Genomic DNA, 13,419 nt, shown 5'->3' with positions numbered 1-13,419 from the left:
AACAAAAATGTAATGACAACACAATCTTCAGGATGGAAATCCGCTTTTACTGCTTTTCTAGATCGCCGTGCGTTGATCATGCTGTTTTTGGGTTTCTCAGCAGGTATCCCAATCCTGTTAATTTTCTCTAGCTTATCATTATGGTTAGGTGAAGCAGGCATTGATAAAAGTGCTGTGACTTTTTTTAGTTGGGCAGCGTTGGGTTATTCCTTCAAATTTGTTTGGGCCCCTTTGGTAGATGAATTACCTGTACCAGTGCTGACCAAAGTATTGGGTCGCCGCCGTGCATGGTTATTGATCGCGCAACTCTTAATTATCTGCGCCATTTGTATCATGGCCTTTTCAGATCCGTCTCTTGGTCAGAGCTACCTTTACCAAATGGCTGCGGGTGCTGTGCTTTTAGGTTTTTCTGCCGCGACACAAGATATTGTGATTGATGCCTATCGTATTGAGTTGGCAGAAACGCAAATGCAAACGGTGTTGGCTTCAACTTATAATGCAGGCTACCGCATTGGCATGATCGTTGCGGGCGCGGGTGCGTTATTTTTGGCGGCTTATTTGGGTACAGCCAAAGGCAACTATATTTATGAGGCGTGGAAGTGGACCTATTTGGCGATGGCTGCGGTCATGTTGGTCGGAATTGCAACCACTTTATGCATACGTGAGCCACAAGTGGATCGGGTACGTAAAGAATATAAACGGGTCGATTATTACCGTTTGGTGGCGGTTTTCTTTGTGTCTGTGGTGAGTTTTGTACTGAGTTATATTTACTCTGGCAAGCTTACAGAAATGTTGATTCAGCTTTGGTCGATCAAAGATAGTTTTGCACTGTTTTGTTTTGAAGCTACACGTTTTATTGGCTCTGGTGCTGTGGCTTTCTTTGTGGGTTCAAGCCTAGTAAAAATGGGCGCTGTGAACAAACAAATGGCTTATGAAACATGGGTCAATCCTGTTGCTGACTTTTTCAAGCGTTATGGCGTGAAATTGGCGTTGGTATTGCTATTGTTGATTGGCTTTTATCGTATTTCCGACATCATTGCAGGTGTGATCTCGAATGTCTTTTATCAAGATTTAAATTTCACCAAAGAGCAGATTGCTGAAGCTGTAAAAGTGTATGGGGTGATTTTTAGTTTGGTTGGTGGCTTTTTAGGAGGACTACTGGCGCAGCGCATGAACATCATGAAATTGATGTTTGTCGGAGCAATCTTGGCCAGTTCGACCAATCTTATCTTTATTGGTTTGGTCAAATCAGGCCAGCCTTTAAATGATGTGGTGATTCATGTCGGTGAGCAAAGTTTCACAGCCCAAGCGGATGAGACAGGTGCATGGAAAATTAAGGTTCCTGTTAAGCAGCTTCAGGCAAATGAAAGTCTAACTGCAACCGCAAGTTTTCAAAATGATACGTCACAGCCTATTTCGGTCACATTGCCATATATCAGCCAAACAGCTGCATCTACGGCATTGCTGTTGCTTCCGATCACGGCTGATAATGTGATTAATCAACGAGAGGCTGAAGGAAGCATTGTGGTGCGAGGTCAATACCTTGCGACACTGGCTGAAAACCAGAGTATTCAATTGAACTTAGATGGTCAAAGCTTTGATGCAAAGTTAGACAAAGACGGTGTGTTTAGTGCAGCTATTCCTGCAAAACAGCTTCTTGATTCAAACTCTAAAAAGCTGAATGCCACATTGATGCAAAATAAGCGCGTACTGCAAGAGGCTACATTAAGCTACAACGTGGACACTGCTTCTGGGAACTCTTCGACTTTAGATGTTGATCTTCAACCAATCAACTTAAACAAAGCGGTTGATGGGCAGTTAGAAGTTAAAGGAAAGGTGATTAAAGAATATAGTTCAAAATGGCTCTATTTTGCGATTATTGTCGACAACTTGGCATCAGGTTTAGCAGGTGCTGCATTTATTGCATTCTTGTCAAGCTTAACCAGTGTGTCTTTTACTGCTGTTCAATATGCAATTTTTAGTTCCTTGATGACATTAACACCTAAAATTTTAGGTGGATACTCAGGGACGATTGTGTCGAATATTGGCTATCCAAATTTTTTCTTGATGACGACACTGATTGGCATACCTATTTTAATTTTGGTGGTTTGGGTGGCGAAACTTCTACGTGAGCATGCTGCTGAACAAAGTTAAAGCATCTATTTATATCGAAATGAGAAAGTAGTCATTGTGGCTACTTTTTTATGGCTGAGATTTGAAATATAGAGCAGCATTGCCTATATTGGTTGGCTGAAACAAAATCAAGAGGTAATTCCAATGCGCATGTTACATACCATGCTACGTGTAGGCAATTTAGAACAATCTTTGGCGTTCTATACTGAAGTGCTTGGTATGACTTTACTTCGTAAGCGAGATTATGAAGAAGGTCGTTTTACTTTGGCATTTGTGGGTTATGGCGATGAAGACAATCATACAGTTTTAGAGCTGACACATAACTGGGATACGGATAGTTATGAATTGGGCAATGCTTATGGTCATATTGCCATTGCAGTAGACGATGCTTATAAAGCTTGTGAGGAAATCAAAGCACGCGGTGGCAATGTCGTGCGTGAAGCAGGTCCAATGAAAGGTGGAGTTACGGTGATTGCATTTGTTGAAGATCCAGATGGTTATAAAATTGAACTCATTCAGCAAGATAACAATGCGCGTAATAATTAAGCGGTGGCTCGGCAATGAACAGAGAAAAATTTTCAGTATTAATTAAAAAAATATTGAACATATCCTGTAAATGCTAGCTTTATTTATATAGCTCAGTAAGATGAATTTACCCAAAGGTAAATGAGTCGCTGGGCTTTTTCATTTTTAGAGGAATGACAGGATGTTGGTATGTTGAAATTATTGGCATTTGATCGGTTTACGCTATTACTCTTTGTTATGGTGCTCTTAGCTAGCTTTGCTCCAATTTCTGGTCAGGCTGCAGGTGTATTTAGCGTACTTACGACGGTTGCGATTGCCATATTATTCTTTTTACATGGTGCTAAGTTATCCCGTGAAGCAGTGATTCAGGGTATGATGCACTGGAAACTGCATGCTTTGGTGTTTGCCTTTACCTTTATTCTTTTTCCTATTTTAGGTTTACTGGCAAAACCTGTATTGGTGCCATTACTTGGGCAAGAATTGTACTGGGGATTTTTGTTTATGTGCTTTTTGCCGTCGACAGTGCAGTCTTCTATTGCGTTTACTTCGGTTGCGCAAGGGAATGTGGCGGGGGCGGTTTGTAGTGCATCATTTTCAAATTTGATCGGGATGTTTATTACTCCTGTAATGGTGGCCTTTTTTATTTTAGGCAAGTCAGAACATGGTTTTGACCCAACATCCTCTATTCTTCAAATTACCTTATTGCTTTTGGTGCCTTTTGTGCTAGGCCAAATATTCAGACCTTATGTTTTCCCGTATATGCAAAAGATGCCGAGCATCGTTAAAGCATTTGATCAGGGCTCGATTTTAATGGTGGTGTATGGTGCTTTTAGTAGTGCTGTGGTGGCGGGTTTATGGCAAGAAGTCAGCCTGAGTACACTGCTGATTCTGATTGTCGTTTGTTCAGTGTTACTGACGATTGTTATGCTTTTGGGATTATTTCTGCCACGTTGGTTAGGCTTTAACCGTGCTGATCAGAAAACAATTTTTTTCTGCGGCTCTAAAAAGACCTTAGCTAGCGGTGTCCCAATGGCACAGATCCTCTTTATTGGCCAGCCTTTGGGGATGATCGTTCTACCGATTATGATTTTTCATCAAATTCAGCTGATGGTGTGTGGAATTATTGCTAATTATTGGGCGAAACAAAGTACGGATGAATAATAAAATTTACAAAAGCTAAGTTCTGAACTTAGCTTTTGTAAATGTCTAAACACAGTTGAACACTTTTTTATATTAAATGTATTAGAGAATAAAGTTATAAAGATAATAAAAAACATATATTTTTCTGTGGGTTATATTAATATCAGCCTTGAAAATGAAGACCTAAACATGAGAACAAATTGAGATATTGTTGAAAAAATACCATTAATGTCGTTGCAACCCATGTTAAATTTTTGTAGAGAAAATCAACCACAGATGAATGTTGGAACTGGAGCAAGCTTATTCAGCTGTGAAGCAGAAGCTGCTGAATACTGCAAAAGCAGGAAAAGATATCAAGTATAATGGCGTAAGCATCTTTCAAGAGACTGAAATGGATCAATCAATTGATCCTATGTTTAAATAAGAAATACAAAACATGTTGGGCGTGATGTCTTCATCCATACGAAAAGTAAATACTAAAAAATATTGTCCTTTTTTGATTGAACGACTCAATCATTTTGATGAAGCTGAATTTCAACGTATGCTAGAAAAATAATATATTAACTATATGAAAAGCGCAGCTCAGAAGAAAGCTCAAAGCCAACAATGATCTATTTATTAATAGATCTATTTCAGTTATAATATCGCCCACTTGTTGTGCTTAGCTCTGACGGTATCCGTCTCGGTGGGCCAAAAGAATGGTCTGTTATGGTGTTGATCTGCAACTTAATTTAATTAAGTGGGCCTTTCCTCAATTTTGAGAGTGATCAATTGCGATGACAGCAAAACCTTCTTTAACTTTTATGGAGTAATCGACGATGCGCGCCGATATTCACCCAAAATACGAAACTTTAGTTGCTACTTGTTCTTGCGGTAACGTAATCGAAACTCGTTCTGCACTTGGTAAAGAAACTGTTTACCTAGACGTATGTTCAGCTTGCCACCCATTCTACACTGGTAAGCAAAAGAACGTTGACACTGGCGGTCGTATCGACAAGTTCAAACAACGTTTTGCTGGCATGTCACGTTCTATCAAACGCGACTAAGAGCAAAAGAAAAAAACGGGCATTTGCCCGTTTTTTTATGTCTATACTTTTTGCTATAAAGTTATAGCTCCTAGAGTTCAACCATATAACAAAAAGACTCCATCTAGGAGTCTTAAAGTTTAGAGGTAGAGAACTTAGCTTTAAGCTTTACTGATCTTGCACGTCAATCAGATGATCCAGTTTTTTCTGGAAATAGTCGCCTTGAATAAAGCGGGCATCGACATTCCACGCATTAGCAAACGAAGTCATATCATTCAGATCACGCAACATAATTTGAATGTTTTTCAATTGATGATAGACCGCAACTTTTTCTTGTAATTCTTCTGTGTTGGCATCACTACTGAGCATACGAGTTAAGTTTTCATGCAGAGTCAAATTATTTATATCGAGTTGGCGTAGGATAGATTCGCTATAAATGGTGTTGCCAAAGTCACGAATTGAGATTTCAGCGCCGTATTGACGAAGTTGAGCAATATACTTCTGCGCTTCAGCAAGATTTTGGCTGATGTCATCCTCTGAGAATTGTAAGATAATTGGATGACTGAGTTTGCTACGGACAATCGTAATGAGTTTGGCAATAAACTCAGGGAATGAGCGGTCATTAAAGAGGACAGCTTTGTTTAAGTTTACAATCAGTTTTGCCTCAGGATATTGAGTAATAAAATTATGTAACTGTTTGCATGACTCAACTAAAATCCAACGATCAAGTTTAATAGACAGTTCAGGGTCTTCACTTAACTCTTTAAGACAAGAAAGATCTTTCCATGTGTTGCCATAAATAAAACCACAAGTCACTTCGTAAGTGTATAAATTGGTATCCTCTTTATCATAGAGCTGTTGGTACTTGAGGTGAATTTCACCACGGTCCAATGCTACATGTAAGGCTTTAAGTATCGTTGGTTCGTTTGCTGTTTTTTCAGTTTCGAGAGTTTCATTAACCGTCGGATTGATGAACTCCATTACGGGCATACTGATACTTGTTTTTTGGTCAATTTCGCAATCGTCTTGATTGGTTGGCAAGGAAGTCGTAAATGCAGTACAGAGTAAGCTTTCAAATTGGTCTTGATTTGAAACTTCACCCTTTAACAAAGTGTATCCAATACGCAAATTCACAGGATAGCTACTCTGATCAACAGTAATCAGCTGTGGTTTAGTTAGTGCATTTAAGGCGATGAGCTTAGACTCAAGTTTGGCTTGGGACTCTGCTTGGAATAATCCCACAATCGTTTGTCCACCCGCTTTGAACAGGGGCACATGAGTCTGTTCGTTTAAAAAGCTGTAAATATTATTGAAATAATCGCGCGTGGTTGCCCAGTTGGCATTAAAAATTTCATCTGGACACGAGCTGAGAGCAAAGCTAACCAAAGCATTGTGATCTGAGGGTTGCTTGGTCAGACTGCGGTTAATTTGTTGATAAATATTTGGACTTATAGGCTGTTTTTCGTTCGGTGTTGTTGGGGTGGTGGCGATTTCAGATTCAACTTCAATTGTAAGTTGAAGGGCATCATCTTCAGGAGCTGCTAAGAACTCGATTTTTAATGGATTCTTAGATTGGGCTTTGCTATTAAGGGTATGTACTTCAAATGCACCTAGGTCAAATTGACCTTGCGAAATTTTCTTGAATCGCTGTTTAAAGTCATTTACATCTTGAGGTTGAATAATATCGAGCAAAGGTTGACCGATAATATCGTCCTCAGAGTTTAAGCCGAACAGTTGGAGATACTCTGCATTAGCTGAAACATGAATGCCTTCTTGAATTAATGCGACAGCTTTATTGCTTTCTTCGACCAAAGCTTGCGCCTGATTTTGTGCAGTTTCAAGCTCATTCATGAGTTGCTGTTGGCTTTGAGATAAACGACTTAATGCTAAGGCGCGTAATAAACCTAAATAAAAGGGATCAGCTTGGTTTAAGTCCAAAATGTCATAGACACCCTTACGAATAAAATTTGCGTATTGATTGTCTTGATAGTCATCTGGTTTGAGTAATATTAAAGGTAAATTCACTTGTTTAGAATTGTGAATTAGAGTCAAGGCTTGTTCGTATTTTAAGTCATATGCACGACCAAAAATGACCACATCCCAAGATAGGTGAAGTTGCTTTTCGAAATTTTGTAAATCATCGAGCAAAGTTGCTTGGACTTGATGATCACTAGAAGTTAAAAGGTCACGAATTTGGTTATAACGGATCTGATTATCATCAATAATGAGTAAACGTGTTTCCGTACGTTTTAACTTTTTAGACAATAATGGATTTCTCACTTCAATGCTTCCCATAAATCGTGATTTTTAATAGCATTCATTTGCTTTTGAATAAAACTTTGAACCAGAGGTTCTTGTTGATCGTTTAATAATTCATAGTCAAAACGAATAAAACTTTGTGTAATTAGATGAGCTTTGACTAAATAAATTTTAAGATCTTGATTGCCTAAGCGTAAATGTATGGTCTGCTTTTCACGGTACATATTAGAACCAGGAACGATTAAGCTAGTGTGGACTTCATCAAGCTGTGAGGTTTGAACTAATAGGGCGGGCTGATAGTTCTGGCTATGACGGTCTGTTTTAACCATGACCGCACAAGGGAAGAGGTCTTGTGCCAAGATTTCTAAACCGAGTTCTAAACTTTTTTCGCTTGATTGTTTAATCCAGCGAATTACACCGCCACGCCATTGGCTATGTGCATTTTCTTGAACCAAAATGAATTCACCTGTTTTGAGGTGTGCAGGTGTTGGGCCTGTCCAGCGTATACGATAACCATTGACGCTAATATCAAGTACTTCAGCTGGATAAATTTGTTTAGATTCTCGATCAATGACACGAACGGTACTCGTTTCAACAGGAATATTGCTATTCATCGAGTTGATCACGTGACTTTCATTCTGGAAATTATAATTTCCTTCGAGCTCTAAAGTTTCGTGAAAATTCTTACCTTTAGATAAATAGAAATGCGCTACAGATAATCCAAAACAAATTTGTAACTGAGCTGAATATTCGTAACGTTCATGTTTACGTTCAATATTATTGGTCAATAAATTATGAATATGGAAATGCAACGCAGGAGTAAGGAAAATCTTTTCATCCCGTGACAGTGGTTCAGCGCGTTTGGTTTGCATCTCTGTCAAATGATCAAGCAAAGCTTGCGTAGAAATAAAAATATTGGGTTGTATGTGACTATTCTTTTGAGAATTATAAGTTGGAGGATAGTCTTTCGACGCATCGACAATATAGCGAGATAAGGTCGTTTCTTTCGGCAGAATTTGCACGAGTTTTGCCCAATCAAAGCTACACAAAAATAAACCTTGAATTTCACCTGGGCGAATTTGGTGCGTATTAAAAATATCTAATAAAATCAATTGTGCATAAGCTTGGCTAATATTGCTAAGTTGATGCTGTGTTCCTTGAACCTGATTGATATTGGTCAAGTAGAAGTTATTTTGAATGGCTGAATCTAATAGTTGGTGTGCAGCGAGCCATTGTCCCGGAATAGGAGAGCTGTACAGTAAATGCTGTTGATATAACAACAAAGATAGTTGCTGTAACGCATAGTAGCTCGACACGGTGCGTGCAGTTTGCAGATTCTTTTTTTGATGAAATGCAAAAAGGGAAAATTTATTTTGAGTGATTTGCTGAGAAACACGTTTTGCAATGTCGATATACACTTTAGCAAAATGACTACGCATTAATAAGGCAAGCTCAATAATGTGGTCATTGCGATCTGTGGTAATTAAACCCTGATTAAAAAAGTGTTTTTCTAAGCTGGTCAGTACATTTTCTAAATTTGAATGAAGAACTTGAACTAAGTCAAAGCGAAGTGTTTCGCTGACTTGAAGTTCTGAAACTTCAAGGAGAGCTTGAAATAGAGAACGAGAAGAGTCGCCCAATTGCAAAATGGATAAATTCGCCAACCATTCTTGTAAGCCTTTGACTGTGCTTGGGCAGAAACTAAGCTTGTCCAACTTTAACTCAGTTGGCTTTTGGAAGATATCTGAAGTACTCGTCATCATCGTTATTATTTAACTCAAAAAGTTGAAACCCCGAAAAGTGGTGTCTTATTCTTTTCTCCCGCAATTTCCCTCACCAATTTGGGAACCAGATAGCCAGGTAGGTTCGCCAATAATGCTTGATAAAGAAAATCAATGTCCTGCGGGTTTAAATCAAAATGGTGCGCACCTTTTACTTTATCTAAAACATGTAAATAGTATGGCAAAACCCCTGCATCAAATAAACGGTAGCTCAAATCTGTCAAAATTTGAACATGATCATTGACCCCTTTCAATAAAACCGCCTGATTGAAAACGGTGATTTTTTCTGCGACTAATTGCTGTAATTGTCGGCAGGTCAAATCATCCAATTCCGATGCATGATTTGAGTGTACCACTAGAATAATGCGCAGCCTACTGTTTTTTAAGATGGAAATTAGCTCTTCATCGACACGGTTGGGGATTACGATAGGAACTCGTGAATGAATTCTCAAAAATTTAAGTTGAGGTAGACTTTCTAAACGCTCAATCCATACTTTTAATTTGCGATTTGACAGGGTTAACGGGTCTCCGCCACTCAAAATGACTTCATTAATGTCAGGTTGTGACCGAATGTAGTTTTGAATATTGATCCAATCTTCTAACTTTGGCAGGTTTTCTTGATAGGGAAAATGTCGACGGAAACAATAACGGCAATGAACAGCACAAGCTCCAGTTAAGGTCAATAAAAAGCGAGTTTTGTATTTGTGTAAAACACCGGGTTGTTGATTGGCTTCTTCTTCACCGAGTGGATCTGTCACAAAGTCAGGATGTTCTTCAAGTTCAAGGTGATGGGGCAATACTTGCAGCAGGAGTGGGTCAAGTGGATTGCCTTTTTGCATTCTGGCCACAAAAGCACGCGGAACACGGAGCTTAAATTGGGTCGAAGCGAGAAGGGCACCCGACAGCAGTTGCTCAGGAGAAAGCTCTAAAACGTGAAGTAATTCTAAAGGATCGGTAATTAAGTCACTGAGCTGAGATTGCCAATTTTGCTCTTGGTACAAATAATGTGTCATGCCAAATAAAGGGATCAAATGCTAGATAAAAGGAAGTTACGCTATCAAAAGTAATGATGCTGAAACGAGTTGTTGAGGTGTCTACAGCTCAAAAAAGATGTTTTCAAAACACATAAACAGACAAAACAGCGCTATTTTATCAAGATCTACGGCGTATAGGCAGTGGATTTTCATTGCTTCATAACGCCTTGCTCATTTACAATACGAGGCATCAAAAAAGATGCCCTATCTTAATAGCTAAGCGTTTCAGCGTTTTAGTGCTTAAGATTAAGACATAAATATTTAAGTTAGTTAGTTTGGAGTGCGCCAGTCATGGCCTATTATTCTACGAATGATTTCAAGTCAGGCCTTAAGGTTATGCTTGACGGTAACCCATGTTCTATCATGGAAAATGAATATGTAAAGCCGGGTAAAGGTCAAGCATTTAACCGTGTAAAACTACGTAATTTACGTTCTGGTAAAGTGTTAGAAAAAACATTTAAGTCTGGTGATTCTCTGGAAGCGGCTGACATCGTAGAAGTAGAAATGGAATACTTGTACAACGATGGTGAAATGTGGAACTTCATGGACCCTGTATCATTTGAACAGATCGCTGCTGATAAAACAGCAATGGGTGATGCTGCTAAATGGTTAAAAGACGATTCAAATGAAAAATGTACCATTATGTTGTTCAATGGCGTGCCATTAACGGTTAGCCCACCAAATTTTGTTGTTTTAAAAATTGTTGAAACTGATCCAGGTGTACGTGGTGATACGTCTGGTGGTGGTGGTAAACCAGCAAAATTGGAAACAGGTGCTGTAGTGCGTGTTCCATTATTTGTACAGCAAGAAGAAAGCGTTCGTGTAGATACGCGTACAGGCGATTATTTAGAACGTGCATAATGGTTTAAAAATAGACTATTATCGGAAGGGATGATGTGAATCATCCCTTTTTTTATGCCAAAGTCTTAGATCAAAACAAGGAGATGCAGAGTAAAGTCGCAAAGGAAAACAGCAGTACCTCGAATAATTAAATACGCTGATTGAATGCAACAAATATGAGGGATTGAAATGGAATCTGTTCAGCCGAAGTCGACCCTGACTTCAAAAATCATTTGGCTACTGGTAGCCATCGTCGGTGCAGTCTCTTTTGGGATCTTGGCACTAAGTCGTGGTGAGCATGTCAATGCCATCTGGCTCGTACTTGCTGCGGGCTGTATTTATAGCATCGCTTATCGCTTCTACAGTTTATTTATAGCAACTAAAGTTTTTGAACTGGATGAACGCCGTTTAACACCTGCACATCGTTTGAATGATGGTTTGGATTATGTTCCGACCAACAAGAGTGTATTGTTTGGACATCACTTTGCAGCGATTGCAGGTGCAGGACCATTGGTTGGCCCTATTTTAGCAGCACAAATGGGTTATTTGCCGGGTACCATCTGGTTACTTGTGGGTGTAGTGCTCGCAGGTGCGGTTCAAGATTTTTTAGTCTTGTTTATCTCTACCCGTCGTGATGGGCGTTCACTCGGGGAAATGGCAAAACAAGAACTTGGAACCTTTGCCGGCATTGTGGTTATGCTTGGTGCATTGGGGGTCATGATTATTATCCTAGCGGTCTTGGCGCTTGTGGTGGTCAAGGCGCTTGCACACAGTCCATGGGGCGTATTTAGTATTGCAGCCACGATTCCAATTGCGCTCTTTATGGGAATCTATATGCGTTTTATCCGTCCGGGTAAGATTGCAGAAGTGTCTGTGATTGGTTTCGTGTTGATGATGCTGGGCATTGTCTATGGTGGAGATATTGCACAACATCCATATTGGGGTGAATTCTTTACCTTATCGGGCACTCAATTGACGTGGGCATTGATTATTTATGGTTTCGTGGCTTCAGCATTGCCTGTTTGGCTGTTGCTTGCACCACGTGATTATCTATCAACCTTCTTAAAAATTGGTGTGATTGCAGGCTTAGCGGTTGGTATTATTTTTGCCATGCCGGAGATGAAACTTCCTGCGATTACTAAATTTATTGATGGTACAGGTCCTGTGTTTGCAGGTTCGTTGTTCCCATTCTTATTTATTACCATTGCCTGTGGTGCAATTTCAGGTTTCCATGCTCTAGTATCATCAGGAACGACTCCTAAACTGGTCAATAATGAGCGCGATATTCGTATGATCGGATATGGCGGTATGCTTATGGAGTCTTTTGTTGCAATCATGGCCTTGATCTGTGCTGCAGTATTAGAACCAGGTGTATATTTTGCAATTAACTCACCAGCAGCATTGATTGGAACAAGTGCTGATACTGCCGCTGAAGCAATACGAAATCTTGGTTTTGTGGTTACTCCAGAAGCTTTAACTTTGCTGGCACAGGAAGTGGGTGAAAGTACGATTCTGTCGCGTACAGGTGGAGCACCAACTTTTGCCATTGGTATGGCACATATCATCACAGAGATTTTCAATAGTCGTGAAATGATGGCATTTTGGTATCACTTCGCTATTTTGTTTGAAGCACTGTTCATCTTAACAGCGGTTGATGCGGGTACGCGTGCTTGCCGTTTCATGGTGCAAGATACTGTAGGTATTGTGGTTCCTGCGGTGAAAAACTCACATAACTTCTTTGGAAACTTGTTGGGTACAGCGGTTGCTGTGTCAGGTTGGGGTTTCTTCGTTTATCAAGGTGTGGTGGATCCACTCGGTGGTATCAATAGCTTATGGCCACTGTTTGGTGTGGGTAACCAAATGCTTGCTGCTATGGCGCTAATGTTAGGTACTGTAATCCTCTTTAAAATGAAGAAAGAAAAATATGTTTGGGTCACGATTGTTCCAACAATTTTCTTATTAGTGACCTGTATGACTGCGGGCTGGCAAAAGATTTTCCATGAAAATCCAAAAATTGGCTTCTTAGCGCAGGCTGAACGTTTTAACAAAGCGATTGCAAATAATGAAATTTTAGCACCAGCAAAAACAGTAGCTGAAATGCAAACAGTTGCATTATCGAATCAGATCAATGCGGCACTGTGTGGATTCTTTATGATTGTGGCGATTGTGATGTTGTTTGCTGCAATTAAGGTCATTCGCCGTGCGCTTGCAAGCCCTGTCCCAACAGTGCACGAAGCTGAGGCGATTTATCGTGATCCTGAAGACATTCAACCTTCAAAATCTGGACATTAGAAGGGGAATTTAGATGAATCTAAAGTTTGCCAAAAGTGGAAAGACGATGATTTATAAAATCATCAAAATGACCGTAATGTCGCAGAAAGATTTAATTCTCAATCCTAAAAATTGGTCTCGAATTGCGACGCTGTGGCAACGGTTGCAACAAAGTTTCCGTTTGATGGTGGGAGTGCCAGACTATCCCAACTATTTGGAACATATGAAAAAACATCATCCAGATTTAGAGCCGATGGATGCTAAAACATTTTATCGCCATTGTGTGGATGCACGTTATCCGTCTGCAAGTAACGGTATGAAAAAGTGCCCTTGTTGATTGAGTCCGTGACTTAAAAAACGACACTTAGGTGTCGTTTTTTATTGCAAACCAGATGTAATAAGCAAAGCGTC

At 39.7% G+C, this 13,419-nt stretch carries 10 protein-coding genes; 7 read left to right on the top strand and 3 right to left on the bottom strand.

Translation table 11 applies throughout. The features are described 5' to 3' along the window. Positions 1–12: 12 nt before the first annotated feature. From B9T36_RS11320 to rpmE, 4 genes are all read left to right on the top strand, one after another. Entirely contained in the window at positions 13–2,154 is a 2,142-nt protein-coding gene (locus B9T36_RS11320; protein ID WP_086209573.1) for an AmpG family muropeptide MFS transporter, read from the top strand. A gap of 123 nt (positions 2,155–2,277) precedes the next feature. After that, entirely contained in the window at positions 2,278–2,679 is a 402-nt protein-coding gene (gloA, locus tag B9T36_RS11315; protein WP_086209572.1) for a lactoylglutathione lyase, read from the top strand. Between the two features lie 168 nt (positions 2,680–2,847). Beyond that, the gene (locus B9T36_RS11310; RefSeq protein ID WP_086209571.1) at positions 2,848–3,819 is read left to right on the top strand and encodes a bile acid:sodium symporter family protein; all 972 of its coding nucleotides are present in this window, start codon (positions 2,848–2,850) and stop codon (positions 3,817–3,819) included. Positions 3,820–4,616: 797 nt separating this feature from the next. After that, complete coding sequence (gene rpmE, locus B9T36_RS11305) at positions 4,617–4,844, top strand: 50S ribosomal protein L31 (protein WP_086209570.1); 228 nt, start codon at positions 4,617–4,619, stop codon at positions 4,842–4,844. A gap of 147 nt (positions 4,845–4,991) precedes the next feature. Here the strand turns inward: rpmE and B9T36_RS11300 are convergent, their stop codons facing one another. The 3 genes from B9T36_RS11300 to epmB are packed head-to-tail and all read right to left on the bottom strand — an operon-like array spanning position 4,992 to position 9,876. After that, the gene (locus B9T36_RS11300; protein WP_086209569.1) at positions 4,992–7,118 is read right to left on the bottom strand and encodes an EAL domain-containing protein; all 2,127 of its coding nucleotides are present in this window, start codon (positions 7,116–7,118) and stop codon (positions 4,992–4,994) included. Next, positions 7,100–8,845: a GTPase gene (locus tag B9T36_RS11295; RefSeq protein ID WP_086209568.1), complete on the bottom strand. Its 1,746-nt coding sequence runs from the start codon at positions 8,843–8,845 to the stop codon at positions 7,100–7,102. The genes B9T36_RS11300 and B9T36_RS11295 overlap by 19 nt, the downstream gene beginning before the upstream one ends. Before the next feature lie 14 nt (positions 8,846–8,859). Continuing rightward, positions 8,860–9,876 (bottom strand): EF-P beta-lysylation protein EpmB, encoded by a 1,017-nt coding sequence (gene epmB, locus B9T36_RS11290; RefSeq protein WP_086209567.1) that lies wholly within the window; start codon positions 9,874–9,876, stop codon positions 8,860–8,862. Positions 9,877–10,188: 312 nt separating this feature from the next. Between epmB and efp the strand changes: the two genes are divergently transcribed. From efp to B9T36_RS11275, 3 genes are all read left to right on the top strand, one after another. Beyond that, on the top strand, positions 10,189–10,758 hold the full coding sequence (gene efp / locus B9T36_RS11285; RefSeq protein WP_086209566.1) for an elongation factor P: 570 nt from the start codon (positions 10,189–10,191) through the stop codon (positions 10,756–10,758). A 168-nt stretch (positions 10,759–10,926) separates the two neighbouring features. Beyond that, the gene (locus B9T36_RS11280; RefSeq protein WP_086209565.1) at positions 10,927–13,029 is read left to right on the top strand and encodes a carbon starvation CstA family protein; all 2,103 of its coding nucleotides are present in this window, start codon (positions 10,927–10,929) and stop codon (positions 13,027–13,029) included. A gap of 13 nt (positions 13,030–13,042) precedes the next feature. Further along, on the top strand, positions 13,043–13,345 hold the full coding sequence (locus B9T36_RS11275; protein ID WP_086209564.1) for a YbdD/YjiX family protein: 303 nt from the start codon (positions 13,043–13,045) through the stop codon (positions 13,343–13,345). Positions 13,346–13,419: the final 74 nt, after the last annotated feature.

Origin of the sequence: Acinetobacter sp. ANC 4204 (assembly GCF_002135205.1) — a bacterium.
In the GTDB taxonomy this organism is placed as follows: domain Bacteria; phylum Pseudomonadota; class Gammaproteobacteria; order Pseudomonadales; family Moraxellaceae; genus Acinetobacter.
The sequence above is the reverse complement of the archived record's forward strand: the minus strand, read 5'-3'. Positions and strand labels throughout refer to the sequence as shown.